General features: G+C 65.4%; 21 protein-coding genes and 1 riboswitch. Of the genes, 6 read left to right on the top strand and 15 right to left on the bottom strand.

Features of this window, described 5'->3' with window-relative positions; all coding sequences use genetic code 11:
- Nucleotides 1-65: 65 nt before the first annotated feature.
- The gene (locus N6L26_RS06235) at nt 66-800 is read left to right on the top strand and encodes a hypothetical protein (protein WP_263607174.1); all 735 of its coding nucleotides are present in this window, start codon (nt 66-68) and stop codon (nt 798-800) included.
- Here N6L26_RS06235 and N6L26_RS06230 read toward each other — a convergent pair.
- From N6L26_RS06230 to N6L26_RS06220, 3 genes are read right to left on the bottom strand one after another with little or no spacing between them, the layout of a single operon-like run.
- Nucleotides 797-1,417: a trimeric intracellular cation channel family protein gene (locus N6L26_RS06230; protein ID WP_263607173.1), complete on the bottom strand. Its 621-nt coding sequence runs from the start codon at nt 1,415-1,417 to the stop codon at nt 797-799. The genes N6L26_RS06235 and N6L26_RS06230 overlap by 4 nt on opposite strands.
- The gene (locus tag N6L26_RS06225) at nt 1,414-2,115 is read right to left on the bottom strand and encodes a PepSY domain-containing protein (protein ID WP_263607172.1); all 702 of its coding nucleotides are present in this window, start codon (nt 2,113-2,115) and stop codon (nt 1,414-1,416) included. The genes N6L26_RS06230 and N6L26_RS06225 overlap by 4 nt, the downstream gene beginning before the upstream one ends.
- 14 nt (nt 2,116-2,129) lie before the next feature.
- A complete protein-coding gene (locus N6L26_RS06220) occupies nt 2,130-3,464 on the bottom strand; it encodes an amidase family protein (protein ID WP_263607171.1) in 1,335 nt (444 codons plus the stop codon).
- Nucleotides 3,465-3,591: 127 nt separating this feature from the next.
- Between N6L26_RS06220 and N6L26_RS06215 the strand changes: the two genes are divergently transcribed.
- The gene (locus tag N6L26_RS06215) at nt 3,592-5,277 is read left to right on the top strand and encodes a dipeptidyl-peptidase 3 family protein (RefSeq protein ID WP_263607170.1); all 1,686 of its coding nucleotides are present in this window, start codon (nt 3,592-3,594) and stop codon (nt 5,275-5,277) included.
- On the opposite strand, the gene N6L26_RS06210 is transcribed toward N6L26_RS06215, so the two are convergent.
- The 9 genes from N6L26_RS06210 to N6L26_RS06170 all read right to left on the bottom strand — a co-directional run bounded on the left by N6L26_RS06210 (nt 5,259) and on the right by N6L26_RS06170 (nt 16,024).
- Nucleotides 5,259-6,068, bottom strand: coding sequence for a hypothetical protein (locus N6L26_RS06210; RefSeq protein ID WP_263607169.1), 810 nt, complete (start codon nt 6,066-6,068; stop codon nt 5,259-5,261). The genes N6L26_RS06215 and N6L26_RS06210 overlap by 19 nt on opposite strands.
- Nucleotides 6,069-6,117: 49 nt before the next feature.
- Nucleotides 6,118-7,530, bottom strand: coding sequence for a dihydrolipoyl dehydrogenase (gene lpdA / locus N6L26_RS06205; RefSeq protein WP_263607168.1), 1,413 nt, complete (start codon nt 7,528-7,530; stop codon nt 6,118-6,120).
- Nucleotides 7,531-7,540: 10 nt separating this feature from the next.
- Nucleotides 7,541-8,773 (bottom strand): 2-oxoglutarate dehydrogenase complex dihydrolipoyllysine-residue succinyltransferase, encoded by a 1,233-nt coding sequence (gene odhB, locus N6L26_RS06200; protein WP_263607167.1) that lies wholly within the window; start codon nt 8,771-8,773, stop codon nt 7,541-7,543.
- A gap of 17 nt (nt 8,774-8,790) precedes the next feature.
- The gene (locus tag N6L26_RS06195) at nt 8,791-11,622 is read right to left on the bottom strand and encodes a 2-oxoglutarate dehydrogenase E1 component (protein ID WP_263607166.1); all 2,832 of its coding nucleotides are present in this window, start codon (nt 11,620-11,622) and stop codon (nt 8,791-8,793) included.
- 97 nt (nt 11,623-11,719) lie between these two features.
- Entirely contained in the window at nt 11,720-12,610 is an 891-nt protein-coding gene (sucD, locus tag N6L26_RS06190; protein ID WP_263607165.1) for a succinate--CoA ligase subunit alpha, read from the bottom strand.
- Nucleotides 12,607-13,095: a hypothetical protein gene (locus N6L26_RS06185; protein WP_263607164.1), complete on the bottom strand. Its 489-nt coding sequence runs from the start codon at nt 13,093-13,095 to the stop codon at nt 12,607-12,609. The genes sucD and N6L26_RS06185 overlap by 4 nt, the downstream gene beginning before the upstream one ends.
- 8 nt (nt 13,096-13,103) lie before the next feature.
- Nucleotides 13,104-14,066: a malate dehydrogenase gene (gene mdh / locus N6L26_RS06180; RefSeq protein WP_263607163.1), complete on the bottom strand. Its 963-nt coding sequence runs from the start codon at nt 14,064-14,066 to the stop codon at nt 13,104-13,106.
- Nucleotides 14,067-14,475: 409 nt separating this feature from the next.
- Nucleotides 14,476-14,817, bottom strand: a complete 342-nt coding sequence (locus N6L26_RS06175; RefSeq protein WP_263607162.1) for a hypothetical protein — start codon at nt 14,815-14,817, stop codon at nt 14,476-14,478.
- Nucleotides 14,818-14,935: 118 nt separating this feature from the next.
- The gene (locus N6L26_RS06170) at nt 14,936-16,024 is read right to left on the bottom strand and encodes a cell wall hydrolase (RefSeq protein ID WP_263607161.1); all 1,089 of its coding nucleotides are present in this window, start codon (nt 16,022-16,024) and stop codon (nt 14,936-14,938) included.
- Nucleotides 16,025-16,185: 161 nt separating this feature from the next.
- Nucleotides 16,186-16,376, top strand: a riboswitch (cobalamin riboswitch).
- Nucleotides 16,377-16,465: 89 nt separating this feature from the next.
- Between N6L26_RS06170 and N6L26_RS06165 the strand changes: the two genes are divergently transcribed.
- The 4 genes from N6L26_RS06165 to N6L26_RS06150 are packed head-to-tail and all read left to right on the top strand — an operon-like array spanning nt 16,466 to nt 20,869.
- A complete protein-coding gene (locus tag N6L26_RS06165) occupies nt 16,466-18,382 on the top strand; it encodes a TonB-dependent receptor plug domain-containing protein (protein WP_263607160.1) in 1,917 nt (638 codons plus the stop codon).
- Nucleotides 18,379-19,194, top strand: a complete 816-nt coding sequence (locus N6L26_RS06160; protein WP_263607159.1) for an ABC transporter substrate-binding protein — start codon at nt 18,379-18,381, stop codon at nt 19,192-19,194. Before N6L26_RS06165 ends, N6L26_RS06160 begins: the two co-directional genes overlap by 4 nt.
- Nucleotides 19,191-20,144: a FecCD family ABC transporter permease gene (locus tag N6L26_RS06155; RefSeq protein ID WP_263607158.1), complete on the top strand. Its 954-nt coding sequence runs from the start codon at nt 19,191-19,193 to the stop codon at nt 20,142-20,144. The genes N6L26_RS06160 and N6L26_RS06155 overlap by 4 nt, the downstream gene beginning before the upstream one ends.
- Entirely contained in the window at nt 20,141-20,869 is a 729-nt protein-coding gene (locus tag N6L26_RS06150) for an ABC transporter ATP-binding protein (RefSeq protein ID WP_263607157.1), read from the top strand. Before N6L26_RS06155 ends, N6L26_RS06150 begins: the two co-directional genes overlap by 4 nt.
- Here N6L26_RS06150 and N6L26_RS06145 read toward each other — a convergent pair whose 3' ends face one another.
- The 3 genes from N6L26_RS06145 to thpR form a co-directional block, all read right to left on the bottom strand.
- The gene (locus N6L26_RS06145) at nt 20,870-23,113 is read right to left on the bottom strand and encodes a M3 family metallopeptidase (protein WP_263607156.1); all 2,244 of its coding nucleotides are present in this window, start codon (nt 23,111-23,113) and stop codon (nt 20,870-20,872) included. It abuts the gene before it with no gap.
- A 132-nt stretch (nt 23,114-23,245) separates the two neighbouring features.
- Nucleotides 23,246-23,872, bottom strand: a complete 627-nt coding sequence (locus N6L26_RS06140) for a hypothetical protein (RefSeq protein WP_263607155.1) — start codon at nt 23,870-23,872, stop codon at nt 23,246-23,248.
- On the bottom strand, nt 23,869-24,414 hold the full coding sequence (gene thpR / locus N6L26_RS06135) for an RNA 2',3'-cyclic phosphodiesterase (RefSeq protein WP_263607154.1): 546 nt from the start codon (nt 24,412-24,414) through the stop codon (nt 23,869-23,871). The genes N6L26_RS06140 and thpR overlap by 4 nt, the downstream gene beginning before the upstream one ends.
- Between the last annotated feature and the right edge of the window lie 70 nt (nt 24,415-24,484).

The following is a 24,484-nucleotide window of genomic DNA, read 5'->3' as shown; positions in this document are numbered from 1 at the left end:
CGCCTAGTCCTGTTCAATCGATAATCGCGCGCCGGGTGGGGGCGTGACCACTGGGGTACCGGACCATGCCGTCCATCAAATCACTTTCTGCCGCACCCGCGCTGCTTGCCGCCCTGTCGCTGACCGCCATGCCGGTGCAGGCCGCCGAGCTGCCCGCACCCGCAGCACCTGCGGCGGCGCATGCCGCGCCGGCTTGGATGCCGGGCGATGATGACGCAGCGGGACACCGCCGGTATCGCCACCGCCGTGATCGCGGAGTCGATGCGGGCGATGTGCTGGCAGGTATCCTGATCATCGGGGGAATTGCCGCTATCGCCAATGCGGCGAAGGGCTCGACCGAACGCTATCCACGCCGCGACACCCGCTACCCCGAACCGCGTCGCGGTGGGGTCAGCTACGATGACGGACGCGGGATCGATCGCGCGGTCGACATGTGTGTCGACGAGATCGAACGCAATGCGCGGGTCGACACTGTCGATGCGGTCAATCGCGATGCGCGCGGCTGGACCGTCAGCGGCGCGCTATATGACGGGCAGGGGTTCAACTGCTCGATCGGCGCCGATGGCCGTATCGAAGCGATCGACTATGATCGCGGCGATGCCCGTTACGATCGCAGCTATGACGATGCGGCGCGTTTCGAAGGCGAGGATCGCCAGTATGACGACGCCTATTACGCCGCGATGCGTGCACGCAGCGATTCCGCGCAGCCCGCCTATCCGGGCGGTCCCCTGCCGGGAGATGAGGATGCGGTCGATGCCGATCTGGAATACGGCACCGGATACCAGGGTGCGCGGCGCTAATCGCGCTGATAGGCGGGCAGTGCCAGGTTCCACCTGATCGCGGCCAGTCGCAGGCCATAACCTGCGGCGGTCGCGCCCACCCACACCCATTCGCGCATGATTCCCGCGGCATCGCCGAGCACCGTCAGGCTGGCCGATAAAGCTGCGGCGGTGACATAGAGCTCGGGCCGCATCAGGATCGACGGGCGTCCGGCGACCACGTCGCGGATAATCCCGCCGACACAGCCGGTGATGATCCCCATCAGTGCGGCGGGGACTGGCGGCACGCCGTATTGGAGCGCCTTGGCCGAACCCAGCACGGCATAGGCCGCCAGCCCCAGACCATCGGCAATCGACAGGAAGCGGCCCGCCCACCAGCGTGTGGGGATGAACCACGCGAACAGCGCCACCGCGAGACATACGCCCGCGACCCCGCCATCGTGGATCCAGAAGACCGGCGCGCCGATCAGCAGATCGCGCACCGTGCCCCCGCCGACGCCGGTAACCAGCGCGAAGAAGGCCAGCGTGACGAAGGTTTGGCGCTCCTTGGCGGCGACCAGCGCGCCGGTGAGCGCGAAGATCGCCACCCCGGCAAGGTCGAGCCAGTCGAGCAGCGGTGTCAGGACCTCGGTATTCATTTGCCGCCCACCCCCACGTTACGCCGGCGGAACATAAGGATGCAGCCGAACAGCGCGCCGATCACCGACAGCAGGGCGAAAAAGATCAGGATCGGGTGATGCGTGTCCTCGCGGGTCTGCAGATCCATGATGTGCAGGCCCCAGACGAAGTCGAAGGTCCGCCACCAGCGCGTGCGTACCGCCTCGATCTGCCCGGTTTCGGTACCGACATAGACGTTGGTGCCATCGGCCAGCGCGACCTGCCAGACGGGCAGCGGGCGGCGGAAATCGAAGGGCACGTCGTCGGCCGCAAAGCGCGCGGTTCCGGTGACCTTGTCGCCGCCCTCGATACCCTCGGCCACGATCAGCCGCGCCTCGACCTCGGACAGCGGCCCCATCGCGCTGCCATCGGGGCGGTACCGCGCGGTCGTCCCGTCCATATAGGCGATCCGCGTGATCGTCTCACCGCGCTCGACCCGTGTGGTGACCGCGCGCACCGGCTGGGTGCTTTCTGCGGGTAGCGAGACTGCAATCTCGGTATCCGCGGGCAGCGCGCGTTCGGGCACGTCCTTGCGCAGATGGTTGCCGCGCACTTCCTCGATCGGCTTGGCCACCATGACCAGCCCGGTCACTGTCCACATCAACACCGGAAGGCCGACCAGCCAGCCCAGCCAGACGTGCCACTTTGCAAGGCGCTGCATGATGCGCGGACGTGCCATTGTGTCGAGGCTCCCTAGCCGTGGAGGATCGTGCCGATCGCTTCTGCCGCGGCAATGCAATCGAGATCCGCCCACCTGCGCGAGATGACCTGCATTCCGCAAGGCAGGCCGCCGGTTTCGCCCACAGGCAAGACGGTGGAGGGGAGGTTGGGATAGGTCGCCAAGCCTGCCCAGCACAGCGCGGTTGCCCCCGGCTGGTCAGCGCCGTTGATGGTCGCCATGCCATCGAAGAGGCGATCCGCGCGGTGGGGGAAGGCCAATAGCGGTGCGGGCGGGGCAAGGACGAAGTCGTAGCTGTCGAACAGCGCGGCCCAGGCAATCTCGTTCCGCGCCTGCGCATCGCGCATGTCGAACCAGTCGGTGGCGCTTGCCCGCTGTCCGTCGGGGCCGGGCATGCCGCGTGCGAGCGTCACATTGAGCATGCGCATGTAGTCGGCCTGCTGCGCGGCGAGATCGGGAACGAGGTCGCTTGCGCGATCGACGGTGATCCCCGCGCGCTCGAGTTGGGCGGCAGCCGCTTCGAGCGGCCCGCGCACCGCATCGTCGGTCGGGCAGGACGGGTGATCGATCAGCAGCAGGAAACGGCTTTCCTTGAACGGCTTGGCCCGCGCGCGCGGCGGGATCGTCTGCGTCAGTTCGACCAGCAGCCGAAGGTCGGCGGCATTGCGCGCCAATGGTCCGACGACCGACAGCGCGCCATCATGCGCCTCTTGCCCCGCCGCCACCGGGTGAACATGGCCGCGTTTCGGGATCAGCCCCCAGCTGGTCTTGTGCCCCCACACGCCGCAGAAATGCGCCGGGACGCGGATCGAACCGCCGATATCGCTGCCGAAGTCGCAGGGCACCATTCCGCTGGCCACCGCCGCCGCCGACCCGCCCGACGAGCCTCCGGGAGACAGCGCGTGATCGTGCGGATTGTTGGTCCGGCCATAGACCGGATTGTTCGATTGCCAGTCGGCGAGGTCGGGCGGGACATTGGTCTTGCCCAGCAGGATCGCACCGGCGGATTTGAGCTGGCCGACCACCCAGGCGTCGCGTGTGGCGATGGTGTCGGCATATTCGGTGTGACCCCAGCAAGTCGGCAGGCCGGCGACATCGAAGCTTTCCTTGATCGTCATCGGGACGCCGAACAGCGGCTGGTCCTGGGGCAGCCGTGCGGCAGTCATGGCCTTCGCCTGTTCCCGCGCCCGGTCGAAATCGGTCACCACCACCGCGTTGATATGCGCATCGAGATGTTCGATCCGCGCAATTGCCGCTTCGACCGCCTCGATCGGCGACATCTCGCCATGGCGGATGGCGCCTGCAATCTCGATCGCCCCGGGTTTCGTGGTCAGTGTCGGATAGGCCATGCTCTTTCCTCCCTGCGCGCCAATGTCGGATAAGCGAACCGCTCGGTCAATCGCGCTCTTGCGCGGGACACATCAGCGCCGCATGGCGTTTTCCAGCGATAGAACGAAAACTTTCAGAGGATCTCCCATGCGTCGCGCCATCCTGCCCCTGCTGCTTGCCAGCGCTGCCTGCTCGCCTGCCGTCACCGACACGCGGATCGAACCGAACGCGGTGCCGCCTGCCGCGGCGGCCCCCGATGGTTACGACCTCCAGGCGCAATACGCCAAGCTGGCGGTCATCGAAATGGCGCCCGACACATCCTTCCTTACCGGGGAAGAACGCGAGGTGGTCAATCTGCTGATCGAAGCCAGCGGCTACATGGACGAGATTTACCTGCGCCAGCGGGGCGCGGATTTGCCGCAGCTACGCGAGACGATCGCGCGCAACCGCCGCGCCGACCGCGACATGCTGGTGGCGATGTTCGATCGTAATTTCGGTCCGTGGGATGAAGTTGCCGAGCTGCATCCCTTCTGGGGTACGCAGGACATGCCCGAAGGGGCAGGTTTCTATCCGCAGGACCTGACGCGCGCCGAATTCGACGCCTATCTCGCGGCCAATCCCGACCAGCGCGAGGCACTGACCAGCCCCTACACGGTGGTCAAGCGCAGCGGCGAGGGCTTCGTCGCCGTCCCCTATTCGCAGGAATATCGCGAATGGCTGGTGCCCGCCGCACGCCTGCTCGAACGGGCAGCACAGCGGACGTCCAACCCCAGCCTGAAGAAATTTCTCTCGCTGCGCGCGACCAGCTTCCTGACCGACGACTATTTTGCCAGCGAGATGGCTTGGATGGACCTGCAGGATACGCCGATCGAGGTCGCGATCGGTCCCTACGAGGTCTATACCGACCGGCTGTATGGTACCAAGACCGCCTTCGAAAGCTTCGTGACACTGCGCAATCCCGAAGAAAGCGCCGCGCTGGCGAGGTACAAGAACTACCTGCGGACGATGGAAGAGAACCTGCCCATCCCCGACGCGGACAAGAATTTCCAGCGCGGGTTCGAAAGCCCGATTGCAGTGGCCGATCAGGTCCACGGCGGCGGCGACAATGTCCCGGGCACGCAGACCATCGCCTTCAACCTGCCCAATGACGAGCGCGTGCGCGAAGCGAAGGGGGCCAAGAAGGTGATCCTGGCCAATGTGCTTGGCGCCAAATACGACCGTATCCTCGCCCCGATGGCCGATGTCGTGCTGAAGGATGACCAGGCAGCGCTGGTGGCGAAGAAATACATGGAAGCAAACACGCTGTTCCATGAGTTGTCGCACAGCCTCGGGCCCGGCACGATCACCGTCGATGGCCGCCAGACCACGGTGAACGAGGAACTGCGCGACCAGTATTCGGCGCTCGAGGAATCGAAGGCCGACGTAATGGGCATCTGGAACATCCTGCTGATGATGGAGAAGGGAGAAATCCCCGCTGCGGAGAAGCCCGAGCTGTTCTCGACCTATTTCACCGGCCTGTTCCGCTCTATGCGGTTCGGCACCGAAAGCGCGCATGGCCGCGGTGCCAAGCTGCAATATGGCTATCTCCAGCAGAAGGGCGCCTTCGCCTGGGATGCAGCGGCGCAGCGGTACACGGTGGACTATGCGGCGATGGAAGCGGGTATCCGCGACCTGCTCAACGCGCAGCTGATGCTGCAGGCGCGCGGCGATTATGCGGGTACGAAGGCGTTCTTCGATCGTCATGCGGTGCTCGACGATGCCGCCAATTCGCGGTTCGCGGCGATGGCGGACATCCCGGTCGATATCGCGCCGGTCTATCCCGACGGGGTCTGAGGGGTCTGACGCGCGAGCGACAGTGCCAGCCCGTATCCTAGGATCGGCGCGGCACCGTAGCCGATGAGCACGCTTGGATAGTTGGACACAAGCGCTGCGAGCGAAAAGCCGAACAGCGAGCCTGACAGCGCATGGCGCACAGGCTTCCCTGCTGGAAGCGCGTGGGCGATCAGCAGGAAGCTTGCGAGCAATGCGACGCCGAGACCGAGCGCGGCAAACGGCTGGTGCAGCGCCAGATCGACCAATACGCGCTCGACGAAGGGCTGGGCGGGCAATTCGCCGCGCAGTCCGGCGCTGATGCTGGCAAGGAAGGCGATCCCCGCGACCGGCACCATCCGCCAGTCACCGCTCGCATTGTAGAGCCCGATGGCGGCCATCATCACCGCGAGGCCGGTCGCCGCGTCGGGCTGCACGCTGGCGGCGAGCAGCGCTGCCAGCAGGATCGGCGGGGCGTAATCCTCGTCCCTCGCGGCAAGCACCGCCAACGCTGGGAGAACCAGCGCACCGGCATGCAGCGTGACCGGTCCTAGCGGCAGCCAGCGCGCTATGCCGTTGAGGTGGGGGCCGCTGAGGAGCGGGACGAACAATAACGCCAGCAGCACCACCGCCAGCGCACGGTGCTGGGCGCCGGTCAGGCGTATCCGCACAAAGGCTGCTACCGGTAATGCCAGCAGCAGGGCGAGCGCATTGCCGACCGGATAGGCCAGCGGAGCGCCGCCAAAGGCAAGAAAGATCAGACCCGCTAGAACAGGCGTGCCGAGCGCGAGGGAGATTGCCGCGCGCCCGGCCATTCAGCAGCCCTCGCTCTTTACCGGAAGGGCCGCTGTCGTCGCCATTCGGTCAGACGTGGATCGGCTTGCCCTGGACCGCCATCGCCGCTTCCTTGATTGCTTCGGAATGCGTCGGGTGTGCGTGGCAGGTGTAAGCGATGTCTTCGGATGTGGCACCGAACTCCATCGCCTGTGTCGCCTGCGAAATCATCGTCCCGGCCACGCTGGCGATCGCCCAGACGCCGAGCACGCGGTCGCTTTCGGCTTCGGCAATGACCTTCACGAAGCCGTCGGGTTCGTGATTGGTCTTCGCGCGGCTGTTGGCCATCATCGGGAACTTGCCGACTTTGACCTTGCTCTTGTCGCCGCCCATCTTTTCGATGGCTTCCTCGGTGGTGAGGCCGACCCCGGCAAATTCGGGCCAGGTATAGACCACGCCCGGGATGAGATCGTGGTTCACGATGCCCGTCTGTCCGGCAATGTTCTCCGCGCAGGCGATGCCTTCGTCTTCGGCCTTGTGTGCCAGCATCGGACCAGGGACCACGTCGCCGATGGCCCACACGCCATCGACCTTGGTGCGGAAATCATGATCGATTTCGATCTGGCCGCGCTGGTTGGTTTCCAGCCCGATCGCATCGAGGCCGAGACCGTCGGTGTTGGGACGGCGGCCGATCGAGACCAGCACGCAATCGGCGTCGAGCGTTTCCGCTTCGCCGCCAGCGGCGGGTTCGAGCGTCAGCGTGGCCTTCTTGCCCTTGACGGTGCAGCCGGTGACCTTGGTCGACAGGCGCAGTTCCATGCCCTGCTTCTTGAAGATCTTCGCTGCTTCCTTGCGGACATCGTCGTCCATGCCGGGCAGCAGCTTGTCGAGATATTCGACCACGATCACTTCGGCGCCCAAACGGCGCCAGACCGAACCGAGTTCGAGCCCGATCACGCCGCCGCCGATGACGACCATCTTCTTGGGCACGGCTTTCAGTTCGAGCGCGCCGGTGGAATCGACCACCACCTGCTTATCGTTATCGACCTCGACACCGGGCAGCGGAGTGACCGAGGAGCCGGTAGCGATGATCACGTCCTTCGCGGTGAAGGTTTCGTCGCCGACCTTGACCGTATGCGCGTCCTGGAAGGTGGCATGGCCCTTCTTCCAGTCGATCTTGTTCTTCTTGAACAGGAATTCGATCCCGCCCGTCAGGCTCTTCACTGCATCGCGGCGCTGCGCGTGCATCTGCTCGAGATTGAGCTTGGGAGTGACGTCGACACCCAGCGCGGCCATCGAACCATTGCTCGCCGCGTCGAAATATTCGGACGCGTGCAGCATCGCCTTGGATGGGATGCAGCCGACATTGAGGCAGGTTCCGCCCAGCGTATCGCGGCTGTCGGCACAAGCCGTCTTGAGCCCGAGCTGTGCCCCGCGGATCGCAGCGACATAGCCGCCCGGACCCGCACCGATGACAAAGAGATCGTAGTCGTATTCAGCCATTATGTGTTCCTCAAAGGTCGATCAGCATCCGGGTGGGATCTTCGATCGCTTCCTTGATGATCTTGAGTGCAGTGACCGCCTCGCGGCCGTCGATCAGACGGTGGTCGTAGGACAGCGCGATATACATCATCGGACGGATGACGATTTCGCCATCCACCACGACCGCGCGATCCTCGATCCGGTGCAGGCCGAGCACTGCGCTCTGCGGGGGGTTGATGATCGGCGTCGACATCAGCGATCCGAACACGCCGCCGTTGGAGATGGTGAAGGTGCCGCCCTTCATGTCGTCCATCGTCAGCGTACCATCCTTGGCGCGCTTGCCGAAATCGGCGATGTCCTTTTCGATCCGCGCAAAGCCCTTGTCCTGCGCATCGCGGATCACCGGGACAACGAGGCCGTTGGGCGCGCTGACCGCGACCGAGATGTCGACATAGTCGTGATAGACGATCTCGTCGCCTTCGATATAGGCGTTGACCGAGGGCACGTCCTTCAGCGCCAGGCAGGCGGCCTTGGCGAAGAAGCCCATGAAGCCGAGCCGGATGTCGTGCTTCTTAGCGAACATGTCCTTGTACTTGCCGCGCGTCTCCATCACCGCCGACATGTCGACATCGTTGAAGGTGGTCAGCAGTGCGGCGTTTTCCTGCGCGCCTTTCAGCCGCTTGGCGATGGTCTGACGCATGCGCGTCATCTTGACGCGTTCCTCGCGGCGCTCGCCGCCGGTCGCGGCGGGCGGGGCCGACGATGCCGCCGGGGCGCCGCCGCCATCGCGCTTGGCATTCGCCGCAGCGATCACGTCTTCCTTGGTCAGGCGGCCGTCCTTGCCGGTGCCCTTGATGGTCGACGGGTCTACGCCATGTTCGAGCACGGCGCGGCGCACGGCAGGCGAGAGCGTCTGCGCGGCGTCCGAAGAGGCGGCGGGGGCGGGCGTATCCGCGCGCTCCTGCTTGCCTTCTTCGCGTTCTTCCTGCGCACGGCCAGCTTCGGCACCCTTGGCCGCAGGCGAAGCACCTTCCTCGATCACCGCGATGACCGCGTCGATCTCGACCGTGTCGCCGACTGCGACCTTGAATTCCTTGATGACGCCGGCGACGGGCGAGGGGGCCTCGACCGCGACCTTGTCGGTTTCGAGGCTGACGATCGGTTCGTCGACCGCAACCGCGTCGCCGACCTTCTTGAGCAATTCGCCGACGGTCGCTTCGTTGACCGATTCACCCAGCGTGGGAACTTTGACTTCGGTGGCCATAATCTCGCTTTCCCGGATTACTTGCAGTCACTGCGGACGTTCGGCGCGCTGCCGTTCAATCCGAGTGCGATGTTGACGAGGGCTTCCTGCTGCACCTGGTGCCGGCTGGCGTAACCCGTGGCAGGCGAGGCGGCGACTTCGCGGCCGGCATAACACGGGCGCATGCCCGTCTTGCCTGCGGCTTCGGCGGCTTCCTCGATCAGACGATCGACAAAGAACCATGCGCCGTTGTTCTTCGGCTCTTCCTGGCACCAGACGATCTGCTCGAGATTGGTCATGCGTTCCAGACGCACGGCGAGCGGCTCGCCGGGGAAGGGGTAGAGCTGCTCGATCCGGACGATCGAGACGTCTTCGAGCTCGGCCTCGTCGCGGCGCTGCATGAGGTCGTAGGCGACCTTGCCGCTGCACAGCACGAGCCGCTTGACCTTCTCGTCGGCAATATCCTTCATGTCGGACTTGATCCGCATGAAGTGCTGATCGCCCATGAACTCGTTCGCGTCCGACTTCGCCAGCGGGTGACGCAGCAGGCTCTTGGGAGTCATGATGACCAGCGGCTTGCGGAAGCTGCGCAGCATCTGGCGGCGCAGGACATGGAAGTAATTGGCCGGCGTGGTGATGTTGCAGACCTGGATATTGTCGTTCGCGCAAAGCTGTAGGAACCGCTCGAGCCGGGCCGAGCTGTGCTCGGGGCCCTGGCCTTCATAGCCATGCGGCAGCAGCAGGACGAGGCCATTGGCGCGCAGCCATTTGACTTCGCCCGCGGCGATGAACTGGTCGATCACGATTTGCGCGCCATTGCCGAAATCGCCGAACTGCGCTTCCCACATCACCAGGCTCTTGGGATCGGCCATGGCGAAGCCGTACTCGAAGCCGAGCACGCCATATTCGGACAGCGGGCTGTCATAGACCTCGAACTTGCCATGCGGCAGCGTGGTCAGCGGGATGTATTTGCGCTCGTCCTTCTGGTCGACCCAGACCGCATGGCGTTGGCTGAAGGTGCCACGTCCCGAATCCTGGCCCGACAGGCGCACGCCAAACCCTTCGGTGACGAGGCTGCCGAAGGCGAGCGCTTCGGCGGTGGCCCAGTCGAACCCTTCGCCGCTGGAGAACATCTCGTCCTTTGCCTTGAGCACGCGGCCCAGCGTCTTGTGGATGGTCAGGTCGTCGGGCACCGTGGTGAGCGTGCGGCCGAGGCTGTCGAACAGCTTCTTTTCGAGTGCGGTTTCGACATTGCGGCGCGCGGTCTCGGGATCGGCGGGCTTGTTCATCCCGGACCAGCGACCGCCGAACCAGTCGGCCTGGTCGGGCTTGTAATCCTTGGCCGCCTCGAACTCCTGCTCGAGGTGGTCGATGAACTCGGCGCTCAGCCCGTCGGCATAGCCCTTCTCGATCACGCCTTCTTCCTCGAGGCGCGCGGAGTAGATTTCGCTGACCTTGGGGTGCTGGCGGATTTCGTCATACATCAGCGGCTGGGTGAACTTGGGTTCGTCGCCCTCGTTATGGCCGAAGCGGCGATAGCACCACATGTCGATCACGATGTCGCGGCCGAAGGTCTGGCGGTATTCGACCGCCAGCTTGCAGGCGAAGGTCACCGCTTCGGGATCGTCGCCGTTCACATGGAGGATCGGTGCCTGCACGCCCTTGGCGACATCGCTTGGGTAGGGCGAGCTGCGCGCGAATTGCGGGCTGGTGGTGAAGCCGATCTGGTTGTTGATGACGAAGTGCAGGCAGCCGCCGGTGTTGTAGCCGCGCACGCCCGAGAAACCGAGGCACTCCCACACGATACCCTGGCCGGCAAAGGCCGCATCGCCGTGCAGCAGCACCGGCAGGACCTGCTCGTGCTGGCGTAGATCGTCGCGGATCGCCTGCTGCGCGCGGCTCTTGCCGAGTACGACGGGGTTCACCGCCTCGAGGTGGCTGGGGTTGGGCACCAGCGACATATGGACATTGATGCCGTCGAATTCGCGATCGGTGCTGGTGCCGAGGTGGTATTTCACATCGCCCGAGCCGCCGACATCGTCGGGGTTGGCGCTGCCGCCCGAGAATTCGTGGAAGATGACCTTGTACGGCTTGCCCATGACATTGGCGAGCACGTTCAGACGGCCGCGGTGGGCCATGCCGTAGATGATCTCGCGCGTGCCGAGTTGGCCGCCATATTTGATCACCGCTTCGAGCGCGGGGATCATCGATTCGCCGCCATCGAGGCCGAAACGCTTGGTGCCGACGTATTTCTTGCCGAGGAATTTCTCGTATTGCTCACCGCGGATTACGGCGGCGAGGATCGCCTTCTTGCCTTCGGGGGTGAACTGGATCGTGTCCTCGGGCGTCTCGAACTTGTCCTGCAGGAACCGGCGTTCCTCGGTATCCGAGATATGCATGTATTCGAGGCCGACATTGCCGCAATAGGTCGCGCGCAGCACGTCGAAGAGCTCACCGATGCTGACCCATTCGAAGCCGAATACGCCGCCGACATAGACTTCGCGGTCTTCCTGACCGCCAAAGCCATGCCATTCGAGCGTCAGATCCTCGGGCACTTCGCGGTGTGACAGGCCGAGCGGGTCGAGATTGGCAGCGAGATGGCCGCGTACACGATAGAGGCGCACCAGCAACATGGCGCGGATCGAATCGTCCGCCGCCTGCTCGATAGCCTTTGGATCGAGCGCCTTGCCCGTCTTTTCCGCCGCCTTGGCCACTGCCATCCGCATCTGCGTGGGATCGAGCGCGGCGGTCAGATCCGCCTCGCTGTCGACCACTTCGGCAAGCCAGCGCGGGTTGCCCCAGCTCGGGCCCTGCTGCGGGCCTTCCTGGTCGCCCAGCTCGGGGAGGAAATCGTGGCTTTCGTTGCCCATCCGGGTCACCTTCTCGTGCCGACCTGCTGTCGGCTCTCTATGGCAATGCCTCAGCCGCGCAGACGGTCCCGAAAGGGGAGGCCGTCCGCGCTGGCCGTCAGGCGAGTTCCTTCAGCAGCGCGTCGAGCGTGGTGCCGAGTTCGCTGGGCGAGGGGGAGACGCGGATGCCCGCAGCTTCCATCGCGGCGATCTTGTCGTCGGCGCCGCCCTGGCCACCCGAAACGATGGCACCGGCATGGCCCATGCGACGGCCCGGAGGCGCGGTACGTCCGGCGATGAAGCCGACCATCGGCTTTTCACGGCCCTTGGCGGCTTCCTGCTTGATGAATTCGGCGGCTTCTTCTTCGGCACTGCCACCGATTTCGCCGATCATGATGATCGACTTGGTGTCGTCATCGTCGAGGAAGAGGTCGAGCACGTCGATGAAATTGGTGCCGTTGACCGGGTCGCCGCCAATGCCGACTGCGGTGGTCTGGCCGAGGCCGACCGTGGTGGTCTGGTGCACGGCTTCATAGGTCAGCGTACCCGAACGGCTGACGACGCCGACGCTGCCCTTCTTGAAGATCGAACCGGGCATGATGCCGATCTTGCATTCGCCGGGGGTCAGGACGCCGGGGCAGTTCGGACCGATCAGGCGCGACTTCGAGCCTTCGAGCGCGCGCTTGACGCGCACCATGTCGAGCACGGGAATGCCTTCGGTGATCGCGACGATCAGCTCGATCTCGGCGTCGATCGCCTCGAGGATCGAATCCGCGGCGAAGGGCGGCGGGACATAGATGCACGAAGCGGTCGCGCCGGTTTCGGCCTTGGCTTCGGAAACGGTGTTGTAAACGGGCAGGCCGATATGCTCGCTACCGCCCTTGCCGGGGGTCACGCCTGCAACCATCTGCGTGCCATAGGCGAGCGCCTGCTCGGTGTGGAAGGTGCCGGTGTCGCCGGTCATCCCCTGCGTGATGACTTTGGTGTTCTTGTCTACGAGGATACTCATTCGGCACTCTCCTGGGGAATTGCGGAAATTTCGAAACGGGCGAACGGGCGCTTTGCATCACCCGCGGGATCGACCCGGACCGTATGGCCCGCGATCGTCCAGAAATAGCTGTAACCGTCCTGCTGTTCGGGCGTGCCGATTGACTGCGACACCTCCTGCAGCAGGGGGACGTAAGAAGCGGTATCCGGAAGGAAGGCCTGCACGACGCAGGTCTTGGCCTCGAGTTGCTCGTTCGCAACGACGATCAGCGCGTTGTTGCCCTCTTTCTGGTAAAGCCCCTTGAACACACGCTGCGATCGTGCGCCACGCCGCTTGGCATTGTCCCACTCCATCGGGGGCAAATTGTCATATCGCACGTCATCGGCTTCGGTGATTGCCTGGCAGGCGGCGATCGCTTCGGTGACATGTGCAGCAGTGGACGGCTCCTGCTGCGCCGCCGCGGGGGCGGCAAGCAGCAGGACGGGGAGGAAAAAGAGCTTCCGCATCGTCTCGCTCAGGCCAGCGAGCTATCCAGGCCCTTGCAGGCTTCGAGCAGCTCTTCGACCGCATCGGTCGAGACCTTGAGGTTGGACTTCTCTTCGTCCGACAGTTCGATTTCGATCACTTCTTCGGTGCCGCCCGCGCCGATCATCGTCGGCACGCCGACATACAGCCCGTCGAGGCCGTATCTGCCGTCGACATAGCTGGCGCAGGGCAGGATGCGTTTGGTGTCGCCGAGATAGGCTTCGGCCATCGCGATCGCGCTGGTGGCAGGCGCATAATAGGCCGAGCCATTGCCGAGCAGGCCGACGATCTCGCCGCCGCCCTTGCGGGTGCGGTCGACGATTTCGTCAATGCGGCTTTCCGAGACGCCTTTGATCTTGGCGAAGTCGTTGACCGGGATGCCGTTGATCGTGGTGTAGCTGGTGACGGGGACCATGGTGTCGCCGTGGCCGCCGAGCACGAAGGCGTTCACGTCCTTGACCGAGACATCGAACTCCCACGCGAGGAAGGTGGCGAAGCGCGCGCTGTCGAGCACGCCGGCCATGCCGACGACCTTGTTGTGCGGCAGGCCGCTAAACTCACGCAGCGCCCAGACCATCGCGTCGAGCGGGTTGGTGATGCAGATGACGAATGCGTCGGGGGCGTTGTTCTTGATGCCTTCGCCGACCGACTTCATCACCTTGAGGTTGATGCCGAGCAGATCGTCGCGGCTCATGCCGGGCTTGCGCGGCACACCGGCGGTGACGATCACCACGTCGGCGCCGGCGATGTCGGCATAATCGTTGCTACCGGTGATCTTGGCGTCGAAGCCTTCGACCGGGCCGCACTGCGACAGGTCCAGCGCCTTGCCCTGCGGCATGCCTTCGGCGATGTCGAACAGGACGATGTCGCCCATTTCCTTCTTCGCCGCGAGGTGGGCGAGCGTTCCGCCGATCATGCCGGAGCCGATAAGGGCGATCTTCTTGCGTGCCATGGAAATGAGGGTCCTTGTTCCTGCCGTGCGGGACAGAGATGATACCCGGACCGAAACTGGGCCATGCGTCAAGTGTCCCGCAGAGGAGGCATGGCACCCGGTCGATTGCGTGTGCGCCCTAGGCCCGCGCCGGAGGGATTGCAACCGCCAATGCCTTCAGCTCACCAAACTATGTTTGCAAATGGTTCGCAATTGCAATAGGTGCGCGAATTCAAGGATATGCTGGCGGTATGGGCCAGCCGTCGCCGCAGACTGGGAAGCCTTGGGAAGGGCGCTTCGCGGCGGTCGGCGATGGCGCATGTCGCCGCGATGCAAATGGGCATTCCTGAGCATAGGTCTGCGCCTATGAGCACTCATCCGGGCGCACATGTCACCTCCGGAAGAACGCTTACCCCCGTCCGGGCGTTGCTTAACGGGCCAGCAGGGCGTCGATGGCGATCGTACTCTCGAGGCTTTCGGCAAGACGGCGATCAAGCGTACGGCAGACACCCAGCCACCACTCATACGCCTCGGTATCGCCGGTGAAATGCGCCTGCTCGGCCTGTTGCCGCGCCCCTTCGGCTGCGCCCATCCCGTGTTCGGCAAAGTGCCGCAGCGCAGCGCGCATCATATGGTCGAAGCTCGACGCTTCCGCCTGCATATGCGCCGCATCGCCATTGTCGTTGGCAGCGCGGGCGAGCGCCTTTTTCGCCAAGGCGCGGGCGATCGGCGAATGCGCGGCGGAACGGGCGGCGGCGAAATGGAGGGGCATGCCTCTGTCCTTGTGAAGCGGCTGGGGGATCAATCGGTCCTACCCGGCCACCGCTAAGCTTCGGTTCCGCAGCATGGTTGTGAAGACGTAAAGGATCGCCTCCGCGCAAGCTACGCGGCTATTTCCGCCCCGGCTCGCTGATCCATTTGCCCGAATTGGCATATTCGTCCTTCACGCGCCCCGATTGCGGCAGCTTGGTGCTCGCGGGGGCGGCAGTCGTTGCACCCGTCCCGCCTACCGGGACCGTCGAAGCCGCGCCGAGGCTGATCGTGTCGTTCGATGGCGGGGCAGGGGCCACCGGACCCGGCACATCGAGTTCCGCCCGCCGGACATTGGGTGCAGCCAGTGGCTCGCTGCCCGCATAGGCATCGGTAAACGCGCCCGCGGTGCCCGCGCCACCCTTCCAGCGATAAAATCGGTGCGCGCCGATCGCGCCGATGAAATCAAGGCTCGCCGCCCAATAGGGGTTCACGTAATTGGTGTGGTAATGCGTCGCGAGCCCGATCGGCTGGTAGACTTCGCCCGCCAGCGCCGCCAGTGCAACCGACTGTGCCACCGCCCAGGCCCGGCGGGCGGGCGTGCGGCCAAGCGATCCATCGCAGGTAAAGCTGAACTGGCAGCCGGTCGTGCGCTCCGATCCCTGGAACACCACGCCGCAGATACTGGCGGGATAGGCCGGATGCGCGACCCGGTTGAGCACCACTTGCGCAACCGCCTGCTGCCCGCCGTAGCTCTCGCTGGCCGCCTCGTAATAGACCGCCATCGACAGGCATTGCAGCGCGCGCGCCTTGTCGAGCCCGCTGCCCGCCTGCCGGAATGCCTGCGCCGCTGCGCCCGCCCCGTGGCTTTCGGTAAACTCGACCGTTTCGAACGTGCCCTCGCTTTGCCGCAGGTCGCTCACATCGATGGCGAGGCGCGGAGCATCCTCGAGATAATAGAACGCCGAGCCGGGGAAACTTTCACCCGGGGTTTCGAACGGCATGGGGGCAAAGGCGACGCGCTCTTCGGTAAGCCCCATCGCGCTCTTCAGATCCGCCCATTCGCCCTGCGCAGCAACCGTCGGCAGCGCGATCGCTCCGGCTAGCAGCGCCCCGCGCGAGACCAGCTTGCGCCGGTTGCGGCGACGCGCCTCGAACCGTTTGGCGCGCGCGGACGGGACGCGCGGGGCGCGCCTGCTTCGGTCCGCTCTGGCCTTCGATTGACGCAATTCGCTTCCTGCTTTCTTCCGCTGCAATAGCCCAGCCTGGTCCTTATCCCTAGCCGGGTGGGCGCACCATCCCGCATCGGGACGTAAGGTGCGTTCGCGATATAACTATCAGATAGTGCTTAACGAAGGATCGTCTTGTGCATTGCGGCATCGCGCGTTAGTCGGGCGGCCGAGTCACGGGTTGGCCTGTTCGCGCAGGCCCGAAGAGGGAAGGAGGTGCAAACCCTCCGCTGCCCCCGCAACTGTGACCGGGGAGCGATCCCGCCACATGCCACTGGGCCTTGGTCCGGGAAGGCGGCGGGAAAGCGTCGATCCGGGAGCCAGGAGACCTGCCCATGACCGTCGTTCGGCCGCGGGCGGGGTGTATCGTAGGCAAACGTGGAAGGAGCAATCCTGCTCCCTCCCGTCATGGACGGCGATTCGTCTATGATAGGAGGTTACGTGTACAAATATCTGTTTTTCCTGACGGCTTCGGCCATTCCCACTGCGGCATACGCGCAGAGCCCGAGCGAGCAGGCGCTGGCCGAGATCGTCGAACGGCAGGACGCCGGAAGCGAGCAAGCGACCGTTGCCGACGCGCCCCGTGCGGGCACCGCGCCGCGCGCCGGTGAGGCGGTCATCACTGTCACCGCCAATGGCCTCGGCACCGATCTGCGCAATACCGGCCAGTCGGTCACCGTCATCGACCGCACCGAGATCGAGACCCTCCAGGGCGCCGACCCGGTGCGCGCGCTGAACCGCGTCCCCGGCCTGTCGCTGTCGCGCAGCGGCGGGATCGGCACGGTAACCAGCGTCAATGTGCGCGGGGCGAATGCGGACCAATTGCTCGTGCTGGTCGATGGCGTGCGCGTGGCCGACCAGGCCAGCCCGTCGGGCGGCTTCGATTTCGGCAATCTGTTGCTCGGCACAGCGGGCAAGGTTGACGTACTGCGCGGCTCGAACAGCACCATCTGGGGTTCGGAAGCCGTGGGCGGCGTCATCGATGTCTCGACCCGCACCGAGCGCGGTCTGGCCGGCAGCGTCGAATTCGGCGCGCGCGACACGCTCTTCGCCAGCGCGGCCGCAGGCGCGGGCAATGACGATGTGTTCTTCGGCCTGACCGGCTCGTGGTACGAAACCGACGGGTTTTCGGCAGCCGCCTCGGGCACCGAGGCCGACGGTTCGCAGCAATTCGCGCTTGGCACCAGCGCCTTCGTCAATCTGACGCCGAGCCTCGAGCTGTTCGCGCATGGCAATTTTGCCGAGGGCGAGGTCGAGATCGACGGTTTCCCCGCACCTGCTTTCGTGCTTGCGGATACCGACGATACGCAGAAGACCACGCGCTATTGGGGCGATGTCGGGCTGGCCTATTACGGCAACGACCTGACGCTGCGCGCGGCTTACAGCCGCTCGGACACCGAGCGCGCCAACCGCAATGGCGCAGGCGCGGAGACCTTCGCCAGCGACGGCAGTTCGGAACGCCTGTCGCTGCGCGGCGAATACCGCCTGCTGGGCGGGCTGGCGCTGGCCTTTGGCGGCGATCACGAATGGACCGCGTTCGAAACCAGCTTCGATGCTGCCGCCGAAACCGAGATCAGCGGCGCCTATGCGCAGCTTGGTTGGGTGATGGGCCGGCTGGCCGCGCATGCCGGGGCGCGCGTCGACGACCACGAACAGTTCGGCACGCATGTCAGCTTTGGCGGCGATGTCAGCTATGGCTTCGGCAGCGACTGGCGGCTGCGCGCCAGCGTGGGTGAGGGCTTCAAGGCACCGACGCTTTACCAATTGCTGTCCTTCTACGGAAACACGCAGCTCGATCCCGAGGAAAGCACCAGCTACGATCTCGGTGTCGAGAAGGGTCAGCGCGGTTCGGGGCTGCACCTCGCGCTGACGGGTTTCCGCCGCGACAGCGACAATCTGATCGGCTTCGGCTTTACCGCCGAACGGCCTTCGGGCGTCTATCTCAACACCGCCCGCGCCCGCGCGCAGGGGATCGAGGCCGAGGCGGGTGTCGATCTTGCTCCCGGTCTGCGGCTGGCGGGGACCTATGCCTATGTCGATGCGGAGGATCGCACCTCCGGGCTCGAACTGGCGCGGCGGCCCAATCATTTCGGCACGCTTTATGCCGATTGGGCCAGCAGCTTCGGCCTCGCGCTGGGGGCGGACCTGCGGATCGTCGGACCCAGCTGGGACAATGGCGCGAACACCAACCGGATCGACGGTTACGAACTGCTCGACGTGCGGGCATCCTTCGGCGTGGGCGACAATCTGGAGCTGTTCGGCAGGGTCGAGAATGTCTTCGACACCGACTACCAGACGGTCGCCGGATATGGCTCCGCCGGACGCGGTGTCTTCGGCGGGATCAGGGCGCGGATGTGAAACCGCTGTTTGTCGCCTCGGTCCTGCTGCTCGCCGCTTGCGCGGGCGGCAGGGCCGAAGCGCCGCCGCCGGACGGCCGCCCGACGATCGTCAGCCTCAATCCCTGTACCGATGCGATCCTCGCGGAGATCGCCGCACCGGGGCAATTGCTGGCGATCTCGCATTACAGCAAGGATCCGCGCGCCAGTTCGATGGAGCCCGCCATGGCGGCGCGGTTCCGTGCAACCGGCGGGACGGTGGAGGAAGTGCTCGCGCTCGATCCCGATCTGGTGGTTGCAGGCAGTTTCCTCGCCCCGGCGACGCGCGCCTCGCTCGATGCGCTGGACATCGAAGTGGCGACCTTCGGCATCGCCAGCGATGTCGATGACAGCGCGGCGCAGGTGCGCGAATTGGCGGCGCTGGCGGGTGATTCCGCGGCAGGCGAACAGCTGGTCGCGCGGATCGAGGCGGCGCTTGCCGCTGCGGCCCCGACAGGTGGCGAACGGGTCGAGGCGCTGCTGTGGCAGCCCGGCGGTATCGTCGCGGGCGAACAGGCGCTGGTGAGCGATTTGCTCGCGCGGACCGGCTTCGCCAATGTCGCTCCCGCACGCGGGCTTGCGCAGGCCGATTTCGTGTCGCTGGAGGAGGTCGTCGCCGCGCCGCCCGAAGTGCTGCTGGTAGCAGGCGGTGCAGTCGGCCAGCGCCATCCGGTGCTCGACGCGCTGCCGCAGATGCGGCGCGAGCAATTCGATACCAGTCTGCTCTATTGCGGCGGCCCTACGATCATCCGCGCAGCCGAACGGCTGGCCGCGATCCGGCAGCGTGCATCATGAACCGCGCCACGCTGCTGTTCGGTGCGCTGCTCGTACTCGCGCTGCCGCTGTCGCTGCTGGCCGGGCGCGTCTGGCTCGATCCGGCGAGCACGCCCAATGCCTCGCTGATCCTCGCCGAACTGCGGCTGCCACGCGCGCTGCTGGCGATTGTCGTCGGCGCGGGTCTGGGCGCGAGCGGAGCGGCGATGCAGGGCTATCTGCGCAATCCGCTGGCTGATCCCGGACTGTTCGGCATTGCCCCGGGCGCGGCGCTGGGCGCGGTTGCCGCACTGTGGTTCGGCTATGCCATCTCGCCCTGGTTGCTGCCGCTGTTCGCGCTGATCGGCGCGGGCGGGGCGATGGGACTGCTCGCCGCAATCGCCGGCCGCACCGGCGGGATTGCGCTGTTCACGCTTGCCGGGCTGATGGTGGCGAGCCTCGCCGGGGCGCTGACCGCGCTGGCGATCAGCATGGCGCCCAATGCTTTCGCGATGAGCGAGATCGTCATGTGGCTCAACGGCGCGCTGACCGACCGCAGCTGGCGTGAAGTTTGGCTCGCCGCCCCGCTGGTCGCTCTGGGCGTGGCAGTGCTGTGGCGCAGCGGCCGGTCGCTCGATGCGCTGATGCTGGGCGAACCGGTGGCGCGTTCGCTGGGTGTCGATACGCACCGCCTGCTGTGGCTGCTGATTGCAGGAGTCGGATTGACCGTGGGGGCGAGCGTGGCGGTGGCGGGCATCATCGGCTTCGTCGGGCTGATCGTCCCGCATCTGGTGCGCCCGCTGACCGACCGGCGGCCCTCGCAATTGATCGTGCCGAGCGCGCTGGCCGGGGCGCTGCTGGTGCTCGTGGCCGACAGCGCGGTGCGGGTGCTGCCGCTGGTTACCGAATTGCGGCTGGGCATTGCGCTCAGCCTGCTTGGCGCGCCGTTCTTCCTGTGGCTGCTGCTGCGTATGCGCCGGGGGCTGGCATGAGGCTGGCCGCGGCACAGGTCACCATCGCCGACCGGCTCTATGGCGTCTCGCTCGTGCTCGAACCGGGTACGATAACCGCCATCTGCGGTCCCAATGGGGCGGGCAAGTCGAGCCTGCTCGAAGCGCTGGCGGGACTGCTACCCGTCGATGACGGAGCTGTGCTGCTCGATGCGGAGCAGGTCCATGCCATGCCCCGGCGCGAGCGCGCACGGGCCCTCGGCTATCTCCCGCAAGCACATGAAATCGCATGGGATGTGCCTGTGCGCAGCGTGGTCGAACTGGGCCGCCTCGCGCATGGCGACCGGCTGGCCGCGCCAGTCGATGCCGCGCTCGAGGCGCTCGATATCGCCCCACTCGCAGACCGCCGCGCGCAGACGCTTTCGGGCGGCGAGACCGCGCGCGTCCTGCTCGCGCGCGTGCTGGCGGGGGAGCCGCGCTGGATCCTCGCCGACGAACCGCTCGCCGCGCTCGATATCGCGCACCAGCTCGCCTTGCTGCGCCATTTGCGCGCCGCTGCCGCTGGCGGCGCGGGCGTGGTCCTCGTGCTGCATGATCTCGCCCACGCGATGAACCATGCCGACCGGGTCGTCGTGCTCGATCAGGGGCGGGTCGCCGCCGATGGCAGATGCGAAGACGCGCTCGACCAGCAAGTGATCGAGCGCGTCTGGAAAGTCCCGGCCCGGTGGATCGGCGAACCGCGCCACCGGGCCCTGGTCAGCGCCTGATTACGGCGTGGTCTGCGTCGGCAGCGCGCCGTCGGAGACTTCGCTGTCCGCCGCTTCATCGCCCGCGATGAGGCCGCGCGCTTCGAGCATCGGAGTCACGTCGGGTTCGCGCCCGGCGAAGTTCCGGAACATCTCGAAATAATCCATCGTCCCGCCCGTGCTGAGCACGGTCTTGCGATAGTGGTCGCCATTGGCGCGCGTCAGGCCGCCATTGTCCATGAACCACTTGCGGCTGTCGCGGTCGAGCATTTCGGTCCACAGATAGCTGTAATAGCCAGCGCTATACCCGCTGGGCGAGCTGAAGATGTGGTTGAAATAGGTCGTCCGATAGCGCGGCGGGACGAGGTCGATTTCCAGCCCCAGCTGTTCCAGCGACTGGCGCTCGAACTGGCTGACTTCGGCCGGCGTGTCGATCGCTGCTGCTTCTTCCTTCGACAGCGCCGCCCACTTCATGTCGAGCAGGGCGGCTTCGACGACTTCGCCGAAATCATAGCCCTGGTTGAACTGCGATGCGGCCTCGAGCTTCTCGATCATTTCAGCCGGGATGGTTTCGCCGGTCTTGTAGTGCTTGGCGTAGTTCGACAGTACTTCGGGATAGGTCGCCCACATTTCGTTGACCTGGCTCGGATACTCCACGAAATCGCGCGCAACCGCAGTGCCCGACAGGCTTTCATACCGCTGGTCGGCGAAGAAGCCGTGCAGCGCATGGCCAAATTCGTGAAACAGCGTGTTGACGTTGTCGAAGCTGACCAGCTGGGTTTCGCCCGCAGGAGCCTTGGGAATGTTGAGCACGTTGTAGATCACCGGCTTGGTGCCCCACAGATCGCTCTGATCGACGAAGTTGCTCATCCACGCACCGCCGCGCTTGGATTCGCGCTGGAACGGGTCGAAATAGAACAGGCCCAGTTCGCTGCCGTCGCGGTCGTAGACGGTGTAGGTCCAGACGTCGGGGTGATAGACCGGCAGGTCGGTGCGGCGCTTGAAATCGAGCCCGTAGAGCTTGTTGGCAGCGTAGAAGACACCGTCTTCGAGCACCGTCTCAAGCTGGAAATACTCGGCCACCGCATCTTCATCGAGGTCGTAGCGTTCCGCCTTGACCTTGTTGGCATAGCGATACCAGTCCCACGGCTGGACTTCGAAATCGCCGCCGTCCGACGCGATCGCTTCGTTGAGCATGGCCGCTTCGCGCCGCTGCGTGGCGGCGAGGGCGGGGACCATGCGCTCCATGAAACCGAGCGCGGTGGCGGGCTTTTCCGCCATCCGGTCCCACATGGCGTAGCTCGCCCAATCGGCTTCGCCGAACAGCGCCGCCTTCTCGGCGCGCAGCGCGGCGGTCTTGGCCACCAGCGGACGCGTGTCGATGTCGGTGGTGCCGTTGGCGCGGTTGTAGCTCGCCTTGAACAGCTTCTCACGCGCGGCACGGTTGGTCATGCTCGGCAGCAGCGGCTGCTGCGTCGTGTTCTGCAGCGCGATGGCGTATTTGCCCTCGAAGCCCTTTTCGGCAGCCAGGTCGGCGGCGGCCTTGATGTCGGATTCGGACAGTCCCGCGAGATCGTCGCGGCTGTCGAAGACGACCGGCTGGTCGGCCATCGCGGCACGGGCCTGCTGGCCGAATTCAGTGGTGATTTCGGACAGTTCGGAATTGATTTCCTTGACCCGCGTACGCTGTGCTTCGGTCAGCAGCGCGCCGGCGTGGACCATGCCGTCATAAGTGTCTTCGAGCAGTGTCGCGTCTTCGGGCGTCATCGTCATCGCGGCGCGGTTGTCATACACCGCCTTCACGCGCGCGAAGAGCTCGGGGTTGAGCACGATCGAATCGCCATGCGCCGTCAGCTTGGGGCTGATTTCGGTGTTGATCTCGTCGAGCCGATCGGTGGTGTTCGACCCGGTCACGGCGAAGAACACGCGCGCCACGCGGCCGAGCATCCGGCCCGATTTTTCCAGCGCGACGATGGTGTTGTCCATCGTCGGCGGGGCGGGATTGTCGATGATCGCCTGGATTTCGGCCTTCTGGATCGCCATGCCCTGCTCGAAAGCGGGGATGTAATCGTCTTCGGAGATCTTCGAAAAATCGGGCGTCTTGAACGGCAGCATGCTGTCTGCGGCGAAATAGCCCGTGCCGGTCGGAATGGCGGCGGCGTCGGCGCTGGGTGTGGCCATGGTGTCGAGGTCTTCCCCATATGCGGTGGTGCAACCGGCGAGCAATGCTGCGGTTGCGACGGTGGCCAGAATCTGGGCCTTCATGCTTGTCCCCTCAGGATGATATGAAACGCCGGACGGATGCCCGGCGCAATATTGCGATCATGGGAGTGCGATAGGACCGCTTCGCGACCGCGCGCAAGCGCGCAAACGTCGCCGGTCGGCGCTGCTCCTACATTAATCGAACGGAACGCGGTCGCCCTGGTTCCGCTCGGCCTGGTCGCGCGCGATCTCCAGCGCTTCGTCGAGCGCCTGGCGATTGACCGTCATCAGCCGCGGACGCCCGCCATCCCGGTCGACCACCAGCCAGACGGCGCCGAGGGTGAAGAACCCGCCCTGGTCCTTCGCCACGCTCATCTGCGATAGGTCCAGTCGCTGCAGCAATGCGATCATCGCGGGATCGAAAATCTCGTCGAATACCGCCTCGACCTCGCCGCGATCCTCGATTTCGCGGCGGTTTCCCGCGGCATCGATATACAGCAGCGGGAGCCCGATCTCCTCGAGCATCCGGCGCTTGTTTCCGCTGCTGGCAGCATCGCGTAGCGCTGCAATCGCGGCGTCGAACTGGCTGGCGCTGGTTCCCGTCGCGCAGGAGATCGCCCCGCCATCGACGAAGTCGTGCGTGCGGTCGAATTGCGCATGCCGTTCTTCCTGGCTCGACCAGACCAGCAGCAGGCAATCGTCGGGGGAGGCAGGGTCGCTCGCCAGTGCGGGCGCATCCTCGCCAGCGGGCGCATCCGCGGGCGAACAGCCGCCAAACGCCAGCGTCAGGGTCGATAGCAGGGAGAGGGCGGTGCGCGTCATGGATCGGGAACCAAGGGATAGCGGACTACCGGCTCATAGACTGAACCTTCGGGTCGCAGGAAACTTTCGTACAGAATATACGAATCCGCAGTCCACGGGCCCAGCCGCAGGTCCGCCGTCCGTGCGAGCAACGGGGCAAGCGGCGCGGTGCCGCGGTTGGTGCGCGCCAACGTGATATGCGGGTGGTATTTCCGGTGTTCGGGCTCGTGTCCCGCGGCAATGCAGATGCGTTCCACGCGCTGCTGGAACCGGGTCAGTTCGATCGACGGCGCGATCCCGGCCCACAGCGTATGCGCAACCCCTTTGCGTTCGAACGCTCCCGTCCCGACTATCGTCAGGTCGAATGCGGGACCACTGGCAGCACGCAGCCGTTCGGACAGTTCATCCGCCGCATGGGTATCGACCACGCCGACATAGCGCAGGGTCAGGTGCAGTTGGTCGTCGTCCTGCCAGCGGGCGTTATCGACACCTTCCATCAGGTCGATCAGCGCATCGCGGATCGGGGGAGGGGGCCGGATACCGACGAAGAGGCGATGGGACATGGATCGTGACGCCGCTCGGTCGGCGTATTGCAGGGGTTTCAGCAGGCCGCCGCGGACCTGCTTGATTGGT

Origin of the sequence: Qipengyuania sp. SS22, assembly GCF_025736935.1 — a bacterium.
Lineage (GTDB): Bacteria > Pseudomonadota > Alphaproteobacteria > Sphingomonadales > Sphingomonadaceae > Qipengyuania.
The sequence above is the reverse complement of the archived record's forward strand: the minus strand, read 5'-3'. Positions and strand labels throughout refer to the sequence as shown.

What these genes read in the sequence shown, in the direction of transcription:
- N6L26_RS06235 (WP_263607174.1), top strand. Translation starts at nt 66, where the DNA reads ATGCCGTCCATCAAATCACTTTCTGCCGCACCCGCGCTGCTTGCCGCC.
- N6L26_RS06230 (WP_263607173.1), bottom strand. Translation starts at nt 1,417, where the DNA reads ATGAATACCGAGGTCCTGACACCGCTGCTCGACTGGCTCGACCTTGCC.
- N6L26_RS06225 (WP_263607172.1), bottom strand. Translation starts at nt 2,115, where the DNA reads ATGGCACGTCCGCGCATCATGCAGCGCCTTGCAAAGTGGCACGTCTGG.
- N6L26_RS06220 (WP_263607171.1), bottom strand. Translation starts at nt 3,464, where the DNA reads ATGGCCTATCCGACACTGACCACGAAACCCGGGGCGATCGAGATTGCA.
- N6L26_RS06215 (WP_263607170.1), top strand. Translation starts at nt 3,592, where the DNA reads ATGCGTCGCGCCATCCTGCCCCTGCTGCTTGCCAGCGCTGCCTGCTCG.
- N6L26_RS06210 (WP_263607169.1), bottom strand. Translation starts at nt 6,068, where the DNA reads ATGGCCGGGCGCGCGGCAATCTCCCTCGCGCTCGGCACGCCTGTTCTA.
- lpdA (WP_263607168.1), bottom strand. Translation starts at nt 7,530, where the DNA reads ATGGCTGAATACGACTACGATCTCTTTGTCATCGGTGCGGGTCCGGGC.
- odhB (WP_263607167.1), bottom strand. Translation starts at nt 8,773, where the DNA reads ATGGCCACCGAAGTCAAAGTTCCCACGCTGGGTGAATCGGTCAACGAA.
- N6L26_RS06195 (WP_263607166.1), bottom strand. Translation starts at nt 11,622, where the DNA reads ATGGGCAACGAAAGCCACGATTTCCTCCCCGAGCTGGGCGACCAGGAA.
- sucD (WP_263607165.1), bottom strand. Translation starts at nt 12,610, where the DNA reads ATGAGTATCCTCGTAGACAAGAACACCAAAGTCATCACGCAGGGGATG.
- N6L26_RS06185 (WP_263607164.1), bottom strand. Translation starts at nt 13,095, where the DNA reads ATGCGGAAGCTCTTTTTCCTCCCCGTCCTGCTGCTTGCCGCCCCCGCG.
- mdh (WP_263607163.1), bottom strand. Translation starts at nt 14,066, where the DNA reads ATGGCACGCAAGAAGATCGCCCTTATCGGCTCCGGCATGATCGGCGGA.
- N6L26_RS06175 (WP_263607162.1), bottom strand. Translation starts at nt 14,817, where the DNA reads ATGCCCCTCCATTTCGCCGCCGCCCGTTCCGCCGCGCATTCGCCGATC.
- N6L26_RS06155 (WP_263607158.1), top strand. Translation starts at nt 19,191, where the DNA reads ATGAACCGCGCCACGCTGCTGTTCGGTGCGCTGCTCGTACTCGCGCTG.
- N6L26_RS06150 (WP_263607157.1), top strand. Translation starts at nt 20,141, where the DNA reads ATGAGGCTGGCCGCGGCACAGGTCACCATCGCCGACCGGCTCTATGGC.
- N6L26_RS06145 (WP_263607156.1), bottom strand. Translation starts at nt 23,113, where the DNA reads ATGAAGGCCCAGATTCTGGCCACCGTCGCAACCGCAGCATTGCTCGCC.
- N6L26_RS06140 (WP_263607155.1), bottom strand. Translation starts at nt 23,872, where the DNA reads ATGACGCGCACCGCCCTCTCCCTGCTATCGACCCTGACGCTGGCGTTT.
- thpR (WP_263607154.1), bottom strand. Translation starts at nt 24,414, where the DNA reads ATGTCCCATCGCCTCTTCGTCGGTATCCGGCCCCCTCCCCCGATCCGC.